Origin of the sequence: Parasphingomonas zepuensis (assembly GCF_036663735.1) — a bacterium.
Taxonomy (GTDB): Bacteria; Pseudomonadota; Alphaproteobacteria; order Sphingomonadales; family Sphingomonadaceae; genus Sphingomonas.
In genome coordinates this window covers 715037-732991 of the sequence record NZ_JAXOJO010000001.1, presented here as the reverse complement: position 1 = coordinate 732991, position 17955 = coordinate 715037, and the positions used below count along the sequence as shown (strand labels likewise).

The window sequence follows — 17955 nt, the reverse complement described above, 5'->3', positions numbered from 1 at the left end:
GCGTTCCCGGAGCCCTGCTTCGGGGACGCGGGTCGCACGACCGGCCCGATCCGGCCGCCGCAGCATTGTTACGCGCGACGCTGCGTCGCGGGCACGAATTGGTCTTTGCAGCGACGATCCGTAACCCTATAATATTCGTAACAAAAGGGGGAGTGCGGTCGATCTGTCGCGTCCATCCGGCAGGAAGGACGGACGCGACCGTGCCCAAATTCGATCTGGACGCCATCAGGGGTGGCACTGAAAAACCCGGGATTCCGGATGCCGTGTTCGCCATGCCGCCCGGCATGACGATCCGGTACGATCAGCCGGCGGACGACATTCGCGATTTCATCACCGGCTATCACGTCTATGGGCTGCGGAATGTCGCGCCGGCCGGGCAGGTCGACTGGTTCTTGCCGGCCACCGCGAATATCCGGGTCGCCTTCGCGGCGGATCCGATTGAGGTCAGGATCGGCCGGCGCGTGTTCAATCCGCTGCCGCAAGCCAGCCTGTTCGGCCCGACCAGCCACGCGCTCCGGGCGACCACGCATGGCGGGCTGATGATCGGCTTCGGGATCAGCGCGCTTGGCTGGGCGCGACTGACGCGCGATTCCGCCGGCGCGGTGCACAACCGGATCGTGCCGCTGGGTCAGGCATGGGGCGGCGGCTTTGCCGATCGCCTGGTTGAGCTGCTTTCGCAAACCGATGGCGAGCATCTGGTCAAGCCGCTGCTTGACGAGCTGTTGCGGCCGATGCTGCGGGTGCCGCACCGCGACGAGCCGGCGATCCGGGCGCTGATCGCGCTGCTGGCGATCGACGGGCCGGTCGACATCGCCACCATCAGTGACCGGATGAACCTGTCCGGCCATACGCTGCGGCGGATCGCAGTGCGCTATTTCGGCCTCTCGCCCAAGCTGCTGTTGATGCGGGCGCGCTTCCTGCGATCGTTCATGCGGATGATCGCGCAGGGGCAGGGTTATGACGGCCTGCTGATCGATCCCAGCTATTGCGACGTCTCGCACTTCCTGCGCGACGCCAACCGGTTCCTCGGCATGACCCCACGCCGTTTCCTGGCAATGAACACGCCGTTCCTGCGCGCCAGCGTCCAGGCCCGCGCCGCGGTGCTGGGCACGCCGACTCAGGCGCTGCACGCGTTCGATTGGGCGCATGGTCTCGCGGGAGGCAACTGACGCGCGGCGATCACCCGGTAGAGCGGTAAAGCGCCCAGACGCTGGCCAGGTCCTGCGCGATATGCCCGAGCGATTTATAGACCGTGATCTCCTCCGCTGAGGTGCGCCCCGCGACTCGGCCGGCCAGTACGTCGCCGATCTCGCCCACGAGATGCTCGTCGCCGATCAGTCCGGCTGCCTTGGCGTTGAGGAACTCGGCCCCCTGGGCCAGCACGCCCGCGCGGCTGTCGGCGATGAAGCGCGATCGCGCGACCAGGTCGTTGTCGACCTCGACCGGCCCGGCATAGCTCGACCCGACCAGGTTGAGATGCGTGCCCGGCCGCACCCAGGCGCCGTGCAGGATGGGCTCGGCCGAACCCGAAACCGTGCACACGATGTCGGCCTCGGCCACCGCCGCCCGCGCATCCTCGGTCGCGGCGATGTCGATCGCCAGTTCGTCGCGCATGCGCTGGGCGAGTGCGGCCGCGCGACTCGCCGATCGCCCCCATATGCGCACCGAATCGAGCTGGCGCACCGTCGCGATCGCGCGGATATGCGTGGCGGCTTGCTCGCCAGTGCCGAGTATCGCGAGCCGGTGCGCCTCGGGGCGAGCCAGCGCATCGGTCGCCACGGCGCTTGCCGCGGCGGTCCGGATCGCGGTCACTTCGCCGGCATGGGCGATGCACACAGGCTCACCCGTCTCCGGATCGAAGATCACCACAACCCCCTGGTGCGACTGCCGGCCCAGCGCGGCATTGCCGGCGAACACGCTGATCAGCTTGGCCCCGAACGGTCCGTCGGCGGCGAGCGCACCGGGCATGATCCCGAACAGCCGCCCCTCGGCCAGCGGGATGATCGATCGCAGCAACTGGCGCGTCTCGCCGGTCGAAAACGCGATCATCGCCTCGCGCACGATCGGGATGCACATCGCGTAGGTCAGGCGTTCGCGCACTTCGGCGCGATCGATCAGGCGCATGGGTCGGCTCTCCGAAATCGAATGATGCTTCTGTCGTCCAGTGCAGTCAGGCGCAACCGCGCCACGTCCGCGGCGCCGATCAGAGGAAGAAGGTCCCTTCGATCACCGTCACGCAGGTGCCGCCGAGCAGCACCCGCTCGCCGTCCAGCCGGCAGGTCAGCCGCCCGCCACGCGCGCTCGCCTGGAAAGCGGTGAAGCTATCGCGGCCCAGCCGCTTCGCCCAATACGGCACGGACACGGCGTGCGCCGATCCCGTCACCGGGTCCTCGTCGATGCCGGCGCCCGGCGCGAACACGCGGCTGACGATGTCGGTCTCCACGCCCGGCGCTGTCACGATCGTCAGCACGTCGCCCTCGGCCGCGAGCCGGCGGAAATCGGGCGCCAGCGCGCGGATCTGCGCCTCGTCCTCAAGCACGATCAGCGCATAGCCGCCATCGCGCCACAGCGTTTCGACCGCGCCGTCCAGCCCCAGTCCGGCCAGGATCGCGGGCAACGGTGCCGGTGCCGCCGGCCATGCCGGCAGCGCGAGCTCATAACCATCACCGGCGCGCGTCACCTCGAGCATGCCCGCCTTGCGGGTGCTGAACCGTACGGTGTCGATCGACGGGTCGCTCGACAGCACGAAATGCCCGCTCGCCAGCGTCGCATGGCCGCACAGCACCACTTCGGTCGTCGGGGTGAACCAGCGCAGCTCGAATGTGCTCCCGTCGGTCTCAGCGGAGACGATGAAGGCAGTTTCGGCAAGATTATTCTCAGCCGCGATCGCCTGCAGCGTCGCATCGTCGAGCCAGGCGGCGAGCGGCATCACCGCCGCCGGATTGCCCTCGAACGAGCTGGCGGCGAACGCATCGATCTGGACGAAGGGGATTCTCATAGGCGCTTCCCGAACCAATGGGGGGTGACGTCCGCTTCGATCAGCGGGTTGTCGGTATCGACATGCCCTTCGGGATCGAGATGGATCAGGATCTCGACCTTGGGGAATTGCCGGCGGATCTTCGCCTCGACCGCGTCCATCACGACATGCGCCTCGGCGATCGTCATGTCGGGTGCGACATACATGTGGAACTGCGCGAAATCATGCGCGCCGGAGCGGCGGGTGCGGAAATCATGGATGCCGCGCAGCTCGGGATGCTGCGCCGCCGCCTCGATGAAGCGCGTGCGCTCCTCCTCGGGCCATTCCTTGTCCATCAGCTGGTCGATCGCGTTGCTCGATGCGCGAAACGCGCCAAAGGCCAGCCACGCCGCGATGACGATGCCGAACAGCGGGTCCGCGCGGCTCCAGCCGAGATACTGATCGAGAATCAGGGCAACGATCACTGATCCGTTCAGCAGCACGTCGGACTGATAGTGCATGTTGTCCGCCATGATCGCGACCGATCCGGTGCGCCGGATGATGCTGCGCTGATAGACCAGCAGCATGATCGTCGCGAGGATCGCGATCACGGAAACGCCGATGCCGAAATCGGCATCCCGTGTGGCGCTCTTGGCGCCGAACGCCTGGATCGCGCGCCACGCGATGGCGGCGGCCGATGCCGTGATCAGCATCACCTGGAACAGGGCGGCCAGCGCCTCGGCCTTGCCATGGCCGAACCGGTGGTCGTGATCGGCCGGCGTCGCCGCGAGCCGGACGCCGTAAAGCGTGACGAGCGAGGCGAGCAGATCCAGCGTGGTGTCAGCCAGCGATCCGAGCATCGCGACCGATCCGGTATGCCAGGCCGCGAACCCCTTCAGCCCGAGCAGGAACAGCGCCATCGCGACGCTGGCAAGCGCGGCGCGCACGACATAGGGAATGGCGCGGCGCTGGTCCTCGGTCACGGGTAGAGCAGTCCTTCGTCCCAGCCGTCCCCGGCGCGCACGAACAGGCGGCGCTCGTGAAGCCGGTGTTCGCGGTCCTGCCAGAACTCGATCCGGTCGGGCGTCAGCCGGTATCCGCCCCAATGCGGCGGCCGCGGCACGGCGCCGCCGTCGAAACGCGCCTGCACCTCGGCGAAGCGCGCCTCGAACGTGGCGCGCGCATCGAGCGGCCGCGACTGGTCCGATGCCCAGGCGCCCAACTGCGAATCGCGGCTGCGGCTGGCGAAATAGGCATCGGATTCGGCATCGCTGACATGAGCGAGTGGGCCCTCGATCCGGATCTGCCGGCGCAGCGACTTCCAGTGGAACAGCAGGGCAGCCTGCGGATTGGCGGCGATGTCCGCTGCCTTGCGGCTCTCGCGATTGGTGTAGAAGACGAACCCGTCCGGCCCATGCCCCTTCAGCAGCACCATGCGTACGGCCGGCCGCCCCGCCCCATCCGCCGTGGCCAGCGCCATCGCGTTCGAATCGTTGATCTCGGTCCCGCGCGCCTCGGTGTACCAGGCGCCGAACAGCTTGAAGGGGTCGTCGGCCATGGCTCGCGCTTTACGGCTGTCCTGCCTTAGTGTCGAGAAACCGGAACGACTCGCCGCGCCGGGGATTGAGTCGGCTTCGGAACGAAGGAACGGGACATGGCCGCACGCGCCTATTGGCAGGGACAGATTAGGCTCGCGCTCGTGTCGATTCCGGTGGAGATCTATACCGCCACCAAATCGGGCGCGCAGGTCAGCTTCAAACAGATCCACGAACCGAGCGGAAAGCCGATCCATTACGAGAAGGTCGTCACCGGCATCGGTCCGGTCGATACCGACGAAATCATGAAGGGCTTCGAATATGAAAAGGGCGAGTTCGTCCTGCTCGAACAGGACGAGATCGATGCGGTGAAACTCGAATCGAAGAAGACGCTGGAGCTCACCCAGTTCGTCGACGCGAGCGAGATCGACGTGCTCTATTACGAAAAGCCCTATTTCGTCGTCCCCGCCGACGATCTGGCGGAGGAAGCCTTCATCGTGCTGCGCGAGGCACTCAGGCGGACGAAGAAAGTCGGTCTTGGCCAGCTAGCAATGCGCGGCCGCGAATATGTCGTGAGCCTGAAGCCGTGCGGACGCGGCATGGTGCTGGAGACGTTGCGCTACGCCGATGAGGTCAACAAGGCGCAGGGCTATTTCCGCGACATCCCCGATTCGAAGCCCGATGACGATCTGCTCGATCTCGCCGAAGCATTGATCGCCAAAAAGACCGGCAGCTTCGATCCCGCCGTCTTCCACGATCATTATGTCGAGGCGCTCAAGGGTCTGGTCGAGCGCAAGCGCAAGGCCAAGGGGCGCAAGATCATCGAGGATACCAGCGACGAGCCGAGCGGCCGCTCGGGCTCGAACGTGGTCGACCTGATGGCCGCGCTCAAGAAGTCGATGGAGCGCCCCGGTGCCAGCCCCGCCAAGGAAGCAGCGCCGACGAAAAAGCCTGCCGCGAAGAAACCTGCGGCCAAAAAAGCGGATGCCGAAGCCCCCGCCAGGAAACCAGCGGTGAAGAAACGTGCCTGATCGCGACCCGCTCGAACGCTACAACGCCAAGCGCGATTTCGCGCTGACGGCGGAGCCGGCCGGCACCCTGGCGCCGGGCCATGGCAACAGCTTCATGGTGCAGAAGCATGATGCGTCGCGGCTGCACTGGGATTTCCGGCTCGAAATCGACGGCGTGCTGAAAAGCTGGGCCGTCACTCGCGGCCCGAGTCTGGATCCGGGCGAGAAGCGCCTCGCGGTCCGCACCGAGGATCACCCGCTATCCTACGCGACCTTCGAGGGCACCATCCCCAAGGGCCAATATGGCGGCGGCACGGTGATGCTGTGGGATCGCGGCACATGGTCCCCGATCAAGGGCAAGAGCGCCAAGGATCTGGAGAAGGGCCATCTCCATTTCGTGCTCGATGGGGAGCGCATGAAGGGCGAATGGCTGCTGATCCGCCTCAAACCGCGCGGCAAGGAAAAGAGCGAGAACTGGCTGTTGCGCAAGATCGATGACGCTGAGGCCGGAGCGACGGATACGCTGGTCGAAACCGCTCTGACCAGCGTCGCCACAGGCCGAACCATGGTCGAGATCGCGGAAGGCGCCAAACCCAAATCCTCCCCTGCGAAGCGGGGGAGGGGGACCAGCGAAGCTGGTGGAGGGGGCCCCAAACGCGCTGCCGGTGGCAAACCGACTCCCGGCACACTGCCCAAATTCCGCGACTTTCAGCTCGCCACGCTGGTCGACAGCGTCCCCGCCGGCAGCCGCTGGCTGCACGAAGTGAAATATGACGGCTATCGCGTGCTGATCGCGATCGCCGGTGGCAAGGTGAAGATCTACAGCCGCTCGGGCCTCGACTGGACCGGGAAATTCCCCGGCATCGCCGAAGCCGCCGCGACCCTGAATGTCGGCAGCGCCCTGATCGACGGGGAAGTGGTCGCCTTCAAAGACGGCAAGCCCAGTTTCTCCACCCTGCAGGACGCGATCGCCAATGGCGGCGACATGACCCTGTTCGCCTTCGACCTGCTCGAACTGGACGGCGAGGATATCGCCGCGCTGCCCAACGTCCAGCGCAAGGAACGGCTGCGGCCCCTGATCGAAGGCGCCGACGCGCGCCTGCAATTCGCGGAACACATCCTCGGCTCGGGCGAGCAATTGTTCGAAACGATGTGCCGCGAAGGCTATGAGGGGATCGTCTCCAAGCTCGCAGACGCGCCTTATCGTGGGCAGCGCAGCAAAAGCTGGCTCAAGGTCAAATGCATCCGGCGCCAGGAATTCGTGATCGTCGGCTGGACGCCGTCGGACAAGTCGCGCGGCTTCCGTGCGCTGTTGCTCGGTCTGAACGGGCCGGACGGTTTCTTTTATGCCGGCAAGGTCGGCACCGGCTTCGATACCGACACGATGCTGGATCTGAGCGCGAAGCTGGCGAAGCTCGAGGTCAAGAAGCCGACCGTCGAGGCCCCCCGCGCGGCAGTGCGCGGCGCGCATTGGGTCGAGCCGAAGCTGGTCGCCGAGATCGCCTTTGCCGAAATCACGCCTGACGGCGTGCTGCGCCATTCGAGCTTTCTCGGCCTGCGCGAGGACAAGGCGGCAAAGGACGTCGTCGCGGAGAAGCCGGTGGCGGCCGATACGGTGGAGGTGCCCGACGTGCATGTGAAGGTCAGCAGCCGGGAGCGGCTGATCTTTCCCGATTCGGACGTCACCAAGGGCGATCTCGCCGATTATTACGCGCTGATCGCTCCCGCCATGCTGCCCTGGGCAGCCAATCGCCCGATCAGCCTGGTCCGCTGCCCACAGGGCCGCGCCAAGCGCTGCTTCTTCCAGAAGCACGATGCCGGCACCTTTGGCGACTATGTCCATCAGGTGCCGATCCGCGAAAAGGACGGATCGACCGAGGACTATATCTATATCGAGGATGCCGACGGCCTGGTGATGTGCGTCCAGATGGGCACGATCGAATTCCATGGCTGGGGATCGTCGGTCGCGACGCTCGAACAGCCCGATCGCATGGTGTTCGATCTCGATCCCGACGAGGAGCTCGGCTTCGATGTGGTCAAGAAGGCGGCCGAGGACATCAAGAACCAGCTCGCGGAAATCGGGCTGGTCAGCTTCGCGATGCTGTCGGGCGGCAAGGGCGTGCATGTCGTGGTGCCGCTCAAACCCCAGGCCGAATGGCCGGCCGTGAGGGACTTCGCCGAACGCTTCTGCCGCGCGCTCGCTGAGGCCGAGCCGGAACGCTATGTCGCCAACATGTCCAAGGCGAAACGCAAGGGACGCATCTTCCTGGATTATCTGCGCAACCAGCGCGGCTCGACCGCCGTCCTGCCCTATGTCGCGCGGGCGCGGTCGGGCGCGCCGGTCGCCGCTCCGGTTACCTGGGCCGAATTGCGCGACATCGAGAGCGCCCATCGCTGGGGCGTCCGCGACGGTGCCGAATTGCTCCAACGCGCTAATTCGCGCGAACTGGCGGGGTGGGGATTTGCCGATCAGGTGCTGCCGGATCTCTGATCCTTGTTGCACGCGCGAAGGGATTGTGGTCGAGTCGCCGGCGTTCGTTGGAGAACAACTTCATCCCATGGCCACGCTCGCCGCCCCCTCCCTGCTCGATCCGTCGATCCATGCTGCGCGCTGGATCGCGGATTATTGCGCGCGGGAGAAACAGGGCGATGTGCTCTGCGACGGCCGTGACGATCAAGCCTGGACGGCGATGTTCGAGGAGCTGGCGGCGATCGCCGGCGACGATCTGGTCCATGCGCGCGAACGGGTGCAGCGCCATGCGGCCGATATCGGCACGGGTTTCCGCATCATCGGCGAAAGCGAGGAACGCGCCTGGCCGCTCTCTCCGGTGCCGCTGCTGATCGAGGCGGAGGAATGGGCCGGGATCGCCGCCGGCGTCGCCCAGCGCGCCGAACTGCTCGAGACGATCCTTGCTGACCTTTACGGCGACGCCACCTTTATCGAGCGCGGGCTGATCCCCGCGGCGCTGGTCGGCGGCAGCCCCTTCTATCTGCGTCCGATGGCCGGGCTCGTCCCGCCGGGCGGGCATCATCTCCATTTCATCGCGATCGATCTCGGCCGCGGGCCGACCGGCGAATGGCGCGTGCTCGCAGACCATCTCCGCGCACCGGTCGGCGCTGGCTATGCGCTGGAGAACCGGCTGGCGATCGCGCGGACTCTCGGGGGGCTGCAGGGTCGTCTCAACGTCGAGCGCCACGCGCCCTTCTTCGCTGCCTATCGCGAGGGTCTCGCCGCCGCCTGCCGCCGCACCGAGCCGCGTATCGGCCTGCTGACGCCGGGGCGCTACAATCCAAGCTATCCCGAACAGGCACATCTCGCCCGCTATCTCGGGCTGCTGCTGGTCGAGGGCGCCGATCTCGCCGCGCTCGAGGACCGGGTTTATGTCCGCACCATCGCCGGGTTGAAGCGGATCGACGCGCTGTGGAACCGGCTCGATCCCCGCCTGCTCGATCCGCTTGCCTTCGATTCGCATTCGGGCATCGGCGTGCCCGGCCTGATCGATGTGATGGCGGCGGGCAATGTCGTCATTTCGAACGTGCCGGGCGCGGGCGTCCTGGAATCCCCCGCCTTCGCCGCTTTCCTGCCAATGCTCGCAACCCGCCTGACCGGTCGTGATCTGCTGCTCCCCAATATCGCCACCTGGTGGTGCGGGCAGGAACGGGAATGCGCGCGCGTGATCGAGGATTTCGATCAGCTGCTGATCGGCCCGGCCTTCGGCGTCCAGCCGCTCGGCCTTGACGGGATCGCCCCGCGCCCCGGCGCCGAGATCACCGGCGCGGCGCGCGCGGCGCTGCTGGACGACATGGCGCGCCGGCCGCAGGATTATGTCGGGCAGGAGATCATCCGCCTCTCGACCATGCCGGTCGTCACCGACGATGGCCTCGCCGCCCGCCCCTTCACTTTGCGCGTCTTCGCGGCGCGCGGCGCCGACGGCAGCTGGTCGGTCCTGCCCGGCGGCTTCGCCCGGATCGGCGAGCATAAGGATCCGCGCGCCGCGGTGATGGGCGAAGGCAACTGGTCGGCCGATGTCGCGGTCCATGGGCCAGAGCCGGTCGCGCCGGTGTCGCTGCTGCCGCCGAGCGATTCGATTCATGTCCGCCGCAATCCCGGCACCCTGCCGAGCCGGGTCGCCGACAATTTCTTCTGGCTGGGCCGTTATCTGGAGCGCGGCGAGGCCCTGCTCGGCGTGATCCGGGTGATGCTGGGCAATTCGATCGACGCCGATGCCGGCGCCGCGCTCGGGCCGGAAACGATCGGTCGCCTGGTCGGGCTGGTCGTCAATGGCGGCGCGGCGCCGCATCCGGCGAGTCTGCGCCGCGCCGATCTGACGATGTTCGCCCGCACTGCGATGGAATCGGGCGAGGGCGGCTGGCACAGCGTGCGCACGATCAACCGCCTCGCGCGCGGTATCGGGCAGGGCTCGCGCGATCGTCTCGCGGCGGACATGGTCAAGCTGCTCGATGCGCCCTTTCCCACGAAAGGCGGCATGCTCGATCGCGCCGGCACACTCCAGCGCCGCTATGCCGCCCTGTCGGGCCTCTCGGCCGAGCATATGGGGCGGACGGCGGCGTGGCGCTTCCACGATCTCGGTCGCCGCATCGAACGCGCCATGATGGTGACGCGCGCGGTGCGTGTGCTCGGCATGCCCAGCGGTTCGGTCGACGACCTCTCGACTCTGCTCGATCTCGCCGACAGCCAGATCAGCTATCGCCAGCGCTACCTGACCGGCATCGCCCGGGTGCCGGTGGTCGATCTGGTCGCGCTCGATCCGGGCAACCCCCGCTCGCTTGCTTTCCAGATCGAACGTATCTGCGAACATATGCGCGCGCTGCCGGTGCTGGGCGACGATGGCATGGACGAGCCGCAACAGGCCCATGCGATCGCGCTCGTCTCGATCATCTCGACCGCGACGGCGGCCGAGCTTGACGAGGGCGTCCTTGGCGATCTCGAACGCCGGCTGTTCGCCCTGTCGGATGCCGTCGCGCGGCGCTATTTCCTGCAGGGCGCTGAGCCTCTGCGTGCCGGCGGGCTTACGCTCGCATGAGTAGTCCGATCGTCTTGCCCGTATGATCTACGATATCCGCCACGTGACGCGCTTCGATTACGGCGCCTCGGTCAAGTTCGCGCGCTGCAATTTGCGGCTGAAGCCGATCCACTGGTCGGGGCAGGATCTGCGCTCCTACCGGCTGGTCATCAGCCCCTCCGGCCGCACCTCGCCCGCGCGGGCCGAGGCGGGGCTCGCCAATGTCGTGCGGCTGGTCATCGAGGAACCGGTGCGGCATCTGGTGATCGAGAGCGTGTCGCGCATCGCGGTCGACCGGCCGGTGCCGATGCCGTCCGACAGCGATCCGACGCTCGCCGAGATCGCGATCGCCGCCCGCGCGAGCCGGGATGCGTCTCCGGCGGGGCCCGCCAATTATCTTTTCCCCTCGCCGTTGATCCCGCTCGATCACGATATCGCGGCTTGGTGCGCCGAGGATCTGCGACCGGACCGGCCTGCGCTGGAGGCGGCGATCGCGCTGGCTCGGCGCATCCAGCGCGAATTCGCCTTCGATACCGATGCGACCCTGGTCGATACCGTGCCGCACGAAGCCTTTGTGAAGCGCGGCGGCGTCTGCCAGGATTTCGCCCAGATCATGATCACCGGCCTGCGCGCCGCCGGCCTGCCCGCGGCCTATGCCTCGGGCTATATCCGCACCATTCCGCCGCCCGGCCAGCCGCGCCTGGTCGGTGCCGACGCCACTCATGCCTGGGTGCTGCTGTGGTGCGGGGCCGATCTGGGCTGGGTCGGGGTCGATCCGACCAACGGCATCTGGATGGCGGGCGACCATATCATCATGGCGATCGGCCGCGATTATGGCGAGATCGCGCCGATCGACGGCGTGGTGCTCGGATCGGGCGCGCAGAAGATGGACGTGTCGGTGGATGTCGCGCCGGTGCTCGAGGCCGTCGCATAGCGCGGGCGCGCGGTTGGGGGTTTGCGCTTCCGGATGCGATCCCCCAAATAGGCACCAGACCAGAAACCGGGGACAAAAGTGGCCGATCCATATGCAACGCTGGGCGTAGCGCGCACCGCCAGCGAGGCTGACATCAAGAAGGCGTATCGGAAGCTGGCGAAAGAGCTGCACCCCGATCGCAACAAGGACAACAAGCAGGCGACCGAGCGCTTCAGCCAGGTCACCAATGCCTATGACCTGCTGACCGACAAGGACAAGCGGGCGCGCTTCGATCGCGGCGAGATCGACGGCGACGGCAATCCCGCGGCGCCGTTCGGTTTCGGCAGCGGTGGCGGCCAAGGCGGTTTCCGGCCCAGCCCTGCCGGATCGCCGTTCGAGGCCGATGGCCCCGATCTCAGCGACATCTTCGAAGGCATGTTCTCGGGCGGCAAGGGCGGCGGCTTTGGCGGCGGTTTCGGCGGTTTCGGACGCAAGCCCCAGCCCAAGGGCGCGAACGTCGCCTATAAGCTGAACGTCTCCTTCGCGGATGCGGCGACGCTCGCGCCGCAGCGGATCACCCTGGCCGACGGCAAGACGATCGATCTCAAGCTGCCGGCCGGCCTCGAGAACGGTCAGCAGATGCGGCTCGCGGGCAAAGGCCAGCCCGGCCCGGGCGGCGCGGGCGACGGGATCGTCACGATCAACGTCCAGCCGCACCGTTTCTTCACCCGGGATGGCTTCGATGTGCGGCTGGATCTTCCGGTTACCTTGCCCGAGGCCGTGCTCGGCGCGTCGGTGCGCGTGCCGACGGTCGAGGGTGCCGTGATGCTGACGGTCCCCGCCGGATCGAGCTCGGGCAAGGTGCTGCGCCTGCGCGGCCGCGGCTTCCACAAGAAGGATGGCAGCCGCGGCGATCAACTGGTGACCCTGATGGTCGATCTGCCGAAGCATGACGAGGAACTGATCGAATTCGTCCGCGGCTGGGCCGATCGCGACAAGAGCAACCCGCGCGGGACCATGGGCGTTTAATCGGACGTGCAGGAAGTATCACCCCAATCGCCCGAGGAGCGCCGCAAGAGGCCGGGCGGCGGGGGGCTGAAGCTCAGCCGGCGCATGGCGTTCATGCGGCCGGGCAGTTATGCCCGCGAAGTAACCAAGCGGGTCGTGGTCGGCGTGTATAATGACGGCTTCGTCCATGCCGGCAATCTCGCCTATCTCTCGCTGCTCACCCTGTTCCCCTTCTTCATCGTCGCGGCCGCGGTCGCGCGGCTGTTCGGGCAGACGGGCGAGGGGCTCCACGCGGTCGAGGCATTCCTGCGCACCGTGCCGCCGGGGGTCGCCCAGGTGCTGCAGCGGCCGATCACCGATGTGCTCACGGCCCGGTCGGGCTCGCTGCTATGGTTCGGCGCGATCGTCGGCCTGTGGACCACGGCGAGCTTCATCGAAACGATCCGGGACATCATGCGCCGCGCATATGGCGTGAAGTCGATCCGGCCCTTTTGGCAATATCGCCTTTGGTCGATCGGGCTGATCCTCGCGTCGATGATCCTGATCCTCGTCGCGTTCAGCTTCCAGATCATGCTGCTCGCGGTCGAACAGTTCATCCTGCGCGTCTTGCCCGATCTGGGGGGCGCGGCGACAATCGTGTCGGTGGGGCGGATCGCGCCGGCGGCCGCGCTGTTCGCCGCGCTGTACATGGTGTTTTATTCGCTGACGCCGCGCAAATATCGCGAGAGCAAATGCCCGAAATGGCCGGGCGCGCTGTTCACTGCCGGCTGGTGGCTGCTGGTGACGGCGCTGCTGCCCGTGGTGCTCGGGATGCTCGGCAGCTACGATCTTACCTATGGCAGCCTGGCGGGCGTGATGATCGCGCTGATCTTCTTCTTCTTCGTCGGGCTCGGCCTGGTCGTTGGCGCCGAATTGAACGCGGCACTGGCGGAAGCCGATGATGAGGGAGTAGAGGACCTCGGCGGCAGCAACAAACAGGAGGCGGCAGCAGCGTGACGGGATTGATGGAAGGCAAGCGCGGGTTGATCATGGGCCTGGCCAATGATCGGTCGCTCGCCTGGGGAATCGCCAGGAAATTGAGCGAAGCGGGCGCCGAGCTGGCCTTCAGCTATCAGGGCGAGGCACTGGAGAAGCGGGTACGGCCGCTCGCGGAGCAGCTTGGACCGACGAAGCTGATCGACTGCGACGTCTCCGACATGGCGGCACTCGACGCCGCCTTTGCCGAGCTCGCCAAGGACTGGCCGACGATCGACTTCGTCGTTCACGCGATCGGCTTTTCCGACAAGAACGAGCTGCGCGGCCGCTTCATGGACACCAGCCTCGACAATTTCCTGCAGACCATGAACATCTCGGTCTACAGCTTCGTCGCGGTGGCGCAGCGCGCGGCGGCGATGATGCCCAACGGCGGCTCGCTGCTGACGCTCAGCTATTACGGCGCGGAAAAGGTGATCCCGCACTACAACGTCATGGGCGTGGCCAAGGCCGCGCTCGAGACGAGCGTGCAGTATCTCGCGGTCGATCTCGGGCGCGACAATATCCGCGTCAACGCGATCTCGGCCGGCCCGATCAAGACGCTCGCTGCCTCGGGCATCGGCGATTTCCGCCTGATCCTGAAGTGGAACGAGCTGAATTCGCCGCTCAAGCGCAACGTGACGATCGAGGATGTCGGCGGTGCCGGCCTGTACCTGCTGAGCGACCTCGCCAGCGGCGTGACCGGCGAGACGCACCATGTCGATGCCGGCTATCACGTGATCGGCATGAAGGCCGAAGACGCGCCGGATATCGCGCTGGCGTAAACTGTCTCCCTCTCCCATCGGGAGAGGGAAGGGGCCCGCCGCGCAGCGGTGGGAAGGGTGAGGGCGACAAGCCATGATCAAATATGTCAGGTCGAGTGGTCCACGCTTGCCCTCCCAGGCTCCGCATAGCCCCTCTCCGCTTCACGGAGAGGGTAAGTGAGCTTCAACACCTTCGGCCGGGTCTTCCGGTTCACCACCTGGGGCGAATCGCATGGGCCCGCGATCGGCGCAGTGGTCGATGGCTGCCCGCCGGGGCTCGCCATTTCCGAAGCCGATCTCCAGCCCTTTCTCGACAAGCGCCGCCCGGGCACCTCGCGCTTCACCACGCAGCGGCAGGAGCCGGATCAGGTCCGCATCCTGTCGGGCGTGTTCGAGGGCAGGACCACCGGCACGCCGATCAGCCTGATGATCGAGAATGTCGATCAGCGCTCGAAGGACTATTCGGAGGTCGCCCAGGCCTATCGCCCGGGCCATGCCGATTATGCTTATGACGCCAAATACGGCTTTCGCGATTATCGCGGCGGCGGGCGCTCCTCGGCGCGTGAAACGGCGTCGCGCGTCGCGGCCGGTGCCGTGGCCCGGCTCGTCATCCCGGAAGTGCGCATCCGCGCCTGGGTAGAGGCGATCGGCGGCGATGCGATAGATCCGGCCAGTTTCGATCCCGATCAGATCGATGCGAACCCGTTCTTCTGCCCCGATGCCGATGCCGCCGCGCGCTGGGAGGCGCTGGTCGATGGCGCGCGCAAGGCCGGCTCGTCGCTTGGCGCGGTGATCGCGTGCGAGGCGACCGGCGTACCCGCGGGATGGGGCGCCCCACTCTATGCCAAACTCGATGCCGAGCTGGCTTCGGCCTGCATGAGCATCAATGCAGTGAAGGGCGTCGAGATCGGCGACGGCTTCGATGCGGCCCGCCTGCGCGGCGAGGACAATGCCGATGCCATGCGGCCGGGCGCCGATGGGCCGGAATTCCTCGCCAACCATGCCGGCGGCATTGCCGGCGGCATCGCGACCGGCCAGCCGATCCGCCTCCGCATCGCGTTCAAGCCGACCAGCTCGATCCTGACCCCGGTGGAAACGATCACGCGCAGCGGCGAGGCGACCGAGATCATGACCAAAGGGCGCCATGATCCCTGCGTCGGCATCCGCGGCGCGCCGGTGGTCGAGGCAATGGTCGCGCTGGTGCTCGCCGACCAGAAGCTGCTGCACCGGGCGCAGACCGGGCGCTGACCGGAACAGGCCCGGGGAACCGCGATAAAGCCGGCGACCTTCGAGTCCCCTGGCTCAGTCCGCGAAGGGATCCCGCACCAGGATCGTGTCCTCGCGCTCGGGGCTGGTCGACACCAGCGCCACCGGGCAGTGGATCAATTCCTCGATACGCCGGATATATTTGATCGCCTGCGCCGGCAGGTCGGCCCAGCTGCGCGCGCCCGCGGTCGATTCCTGCCAGCCCGGCATCGTTTCATAAACGGGCTCGACCGCTGCCTGATCGGCCGCGTGCGCCGGGAAATAATCGAGCGTCTCGCCGCGCAGCGTGTAGCCGGTGCAGATCTTCACTTCGTCGAACCCGTCGAGCACGTCGATCTTGGTCAGCGCGATGCCGGTGATGCCGCCCACCGCCGCCGATTGGCGCACCAGCACTGAATCGAACCAGCCGCAGCGGCGCTTGCGCCCGGTCACGGTGCCGAATTCATGCCCGCGCTCGCCCAGTCGCTCGCCGGTCGCATCCTCCAGTTCGGTCGGGAAAGGGCCAGAGCCAACCCGGGTCGTATAGGCCTTGGCGATGCCCAGCACGAAGCCGACCGCGCTTGGGCCGAGGCCCGATCCGCCGGCCGCCGTGCCGGAGATGGTGTTGGACGAGGTGACGAACGGATAGGTGCCGTGATCGACGTCGAGCAGCACGCCCTGCGCGCCCTCGAACAGGATCCGCCGGCCGCGTGCGCGCGCTTCGTTGAGGTTGCGCCAGACCGGCTTGGCGAAGGACAGCACGAAGCCGGCGATCGCGCGCAGTTCCTCGACCAGCGCGGCGCGGTCGATAGGCGGCTCGCCGAAACCGGCGCGCAGCGCGTCGTGGTGTGCGGTCAGCCGGTCGAGCTGCGAATCGAGCGCGTCGAGATGCGCGAGATCGCACACCCGGATCGCCCGCCGGCCGACCTTGTCCTCATAGGCAGGGCCGATGCCGCGCCGGGTGGTGCCGATCTTGCCCGATCCGCTGGCGTCCTCGCGCAGCCCGTCGAGATCGCGGTGGAACGGCAGGATCAGCGCGCAATTGTCAGCGATCATCAGCGTCTCGGGGGTGATCGTCACGCCCTGGCCGCGCAGCTTCTCCACCTCGGCCTGCAATGCCCAGGGATCGAGCACCACGCCGTTGCCGATCACGGAAGGGGTGCCGCGCACGATGCCCGACGGCAGCAGCGACAGCTTGTAGACCTTCTCCCCGACGACCAGCGTATGGCCGGCATTGTGCCCGCCCTGGAAGCGCACGACGACGTCGGCACGCTCCGCGAGCCAGTCGACGATCTTGCCCTTGCCCTCATCGCCCCACTGGGCGCCGATCACTGCAACATTTGCCAATTTCAGTTCCTTCGAATGAGGCGGGTGGCGCGCCTAGAGCGCCCGAGCCGCGCCCTCCAGCAATATATGGGTACAAAGCTGCGCCTCGGGCGTGTCGCCCGCTTCGAGCGCCGCGACGGTGACCCAGCCATCCGCCCGCATCCCCGCCGCGATGGCGGGATCGGTCCCCATGGGCACGAACAGCCGGCGGCGATCGACTTCGGTCAGGCCCGCCGCGACGATCGCGTCGGCATAAAGCGAGAAGCCGGTCGCGGCTTCCTCGGCACCATTCTCATGGACGATGGTGTAGCTGCCGCCGCGCCCGATCTCGCCGCGAACGCCGTCGGCGAAAATCGAGAAGCCGAGCCAGGTCTGATATTCGAAGCCGTGCCGCTCGGTCGGGTCGAGGGTCAGGGCGGTCCGGCCCTTGAGGCCCGACGCGATCTGCCACAGCCCGTCGAGCCGCGAGCGGAGCGCCCCGCCGACGTCGAAGGCGCAAAGCCGGTCATGCGCCGCGTCGAACGGGCCAGCGGCCTCGATCAGCGGCAGATAGGCAGGCGCGATCTCCGCGACGCCGCCGGCATCCTTGGCGTCGAGCCGGTCGCTGAGCTGCTCGATCAGCTCCGGGTCGATCGGCAACGGGCCGGCCGCGAGGATCGACACCAGATCGGGCAGGGTGAAATCGATCGAGATGCCGCGCACCCCGGCCGCTTCCAGCGCCTCGACCGCAACGCCGACGATTTCCTGGGCGGCCGTCACTGTGTCGAGGCCGATCAGCTCGCAGCCGATCTGGCGCAGTTCGCGCTCGGGGCTGAGCTGCGAGGCGCGCAGCTTCAGCACCGGGCCGGCATAGGACAGGCGCACCGGGCGCGGATGATGGCCCATGCGCGTCGCGGCGATTCGGCCGATCTGCGCGGTCATGTCGGGCCGGATCGCGAGCGTCGCCTGAGAAACCGGATCGACGAAGCGCACCGCATCCTGCGCCCGCGCCGATTTCAGCCGCCCGGCAAGGCCAGCCTCGAACTCGGCCAGGGCCGGATCGGCGCGCTCATAGCCATGCGCATGAGCGGCCCCGAGCACCGCCGCCTCGAGGCGTGCGGCGGCATCGCCGAACGGCGGCAGCCGGTCGCGGAAACCTTCGGGGAGCAGGGCATGCGTCATAA

General features: G+C 67.3%; 15 protein-coding genes. 9 read left to right on the top strand and 6 right to left on the bottom strand.

Annotated features, from left to right (window positions below; translation table 11 throughout):
- The first annotated feature begins 200 nt into the window (after nt 1-200).
- Nucleotides 201-1169 (top strand): helix-turn-helix domain-containing protein, encoded by a 969-nt coding sequence (locus tag U1769_RS03545; protein ID WP_332712005.1) that lies wholly within the window; start codon nt 201-203, stop codon nt 1167-1169.
- Nucleotides 1170-1179: 10 nt separating this feature from the next.
- Here U1769_RS03545 and U1769_RS03540 read toward each other — a convergent pair whose 3' ends face one another.
- The 4 genes from U1769_RS03540 to pdxH form a co-directional block, all read right to left on the bottom strand.
- Complete coding sequence (locus U1769_RS03540) at nt 1180-2124, bottom strand: ornithine cyclodeaminase family protein (RefSeq protein ID WP_332712002.1); 945 nt, start codon at nt 2122-2124, stop codon at nt 1180-1182.
- A 79-nt stretch (nt 2125-2203) separates the two neighbouring features.
- Nucleotides 2204-2998: a PhzF family phenazine biosynthesis protein gene (locus U1769_RS03535; protein WP_332711999.1), complete on the bottom strand. Its 795-nt coding sequence runs from the start codon at nt 2996-2998 to the stop codon at nt 2204-2206.
- Nucleotides 2995-3939, bottom strand: coding sequence for a cation diffusion facilitator family transporter (locus tag U1769_RS03530; protein ID WP_332711997.1), 945 nt, complete (start codon nt 3937-3939; stop codon nt 2995-2997). Before U1769_RS03530 ends, U1769_RS03535 begins: the two co-directional genes overlap by 4 nt.
- Entirely contained in the window at nt 3936-4514 is a 579-nt protein-coding gene (gene pdxH / locus U1769_RS03525; protein ID WP_332711994.1) for a pyridoxamine 5'-phosphate oxidase, read from the bottom strand. The genes U1769_RS03530 and pdxH overlap by 4 nt, the downstream gene beginning before the upstream one ends.
- A 96-nt stretch (nt 4515-4610) precedes the next feature.
- Between pdxH and ku the strand changes: the two genes are divergently transcribed.
- The 8 genes from ku to aroC all read left to right on the top strand — a co-directional run bounded on the left by ku (nt 4611) and on the right by aroC (nt 15469).
- Nucleotides 4611-5522 carry a non-homologous end joining protein Ku gene (gene ku / locus U1769_RS03520; RefSeq protein WP_332711991.1) on the top strand — a complete coding sequence of 304 codons (912 nt, stop codon included), beginning with the start codon at nt 4611-4613 and terminating at the stop codon, nt 5520-5522.
- Nucleotides 5515-7992 (top strand): DNA ligase D, encoded by a 2478-nt coding sequence (gene ligD, locus U1769_RS03515; protein WP_332711988.1) that lies wholly within the window; start codon nt 5515-5517, stop codon nt 7990-7992. The genes ku and ligD overlap by 8 nt, the downstream gene beginning before the upstream one ends.
- 67 nt (nt 7993-8059) lie before the next feature.
- On the top strand, nt 8060-10546 hold the full coding sequence (locus U1769_RS03510; protein ID WP_332711986.1) for a circularly permuted type 2 ATP-grasp protein: 2487 nt from the start codon (nt 8060-8062) through the stop codon (nt 10544-10546).
- A 22-nt stretch (nt 10547-10568) separates the two neighbouring features.
- Nucleotides 10569-11459, top strand: a complete 891-nt coding sequence (locus U1769_RS03505) for a transglutaminase family protein (RefSeq protein ID WP_332711983.1) — start codon at nt 10569-10571, stop codon at nt 11457-11459.
- A 78-nt stretch (nt 11460-11537) separates the two neighbouring features.
- A complete protein-coding gene (locus tag U1769_RS03500) occupies nt 11538-12467 on the top strand; it encodes a DnaJ C-terminal domain-containing protein (RefSeq protein WP_332711981.1) in 930 nt (309 codons plus the stop codon).
- A 6-nt stretch (nt 12468-12473) separates the two neighbouring features.
- The gene (locus U1769_RS03495; protein ID WP_332711978.1) at nt 12474-13442 is read left to right on the top strand and encodes a YihY/virulence factor BrkB family protein; all 969 of its coding nucleotides are present in this window, start codon (nt 12474-12476) and stop codon (nt 13440-13442) included.
- The gene (gene fabI / locus U1769_RS03490) at nt 13439-14242 is read left to right on the top strand and encodes an enoyl-ACP reductase FabI (RefSeq protein ID WP_332711975.1); all 804 of its coding nucleotides are present in this window, start codon (nt 13439-13441) and stop codon (nt 14240-14242) included. The genes U1769_RS03495 and fabI overlap by 4 nt, the downstream gene beginning before the upstream one ends.
- A 156-nt stretch (nt 14243-14398) precedes the next feature.
- Complete coding sequence (aroC, locus tag U1769_RS03485; protein ID WP_332711973.1) at nt 14399-15469, top strand: chorismate synthase; 1071 nt, start codon at nt 14399-14401, stop codon at nt 15467-15469.
- A 54-nt stretch (nt 15470-15523) separates the two neighbouring features.
- On the opposite strand, the gene U1769_RS03480 is transcribed toward aroC, so the two are convergent.
- Together U1769_RS03480 and U1769_RS03475 are read right to left on the bottom strand one after the other, a co-directional pair.
- Nucleotides 15524-16813 (bottom strand): adenylosuccinate synthase, encoded by a 1290-nt coding sequence (locus U1769_RS03480; RefSeq protein WP_332711971.1) that lies wholly within the window; start codon nt 16811-16813, stop codon nt 15524-15526.
- 33 nt (nt 16814-16846) lie between these two features.
- Entirely contained in the window at nt 16847-17953 is a 1107-nt protein-coding gene (locus U1769_RS03475) for an ATP phosphoribosyltransferase regulatory subunit (protein ID WP_332711968.1), read from the bottom strand.
- Nucleotides 17954-17955: the final 2 nt, after the last annotated feature.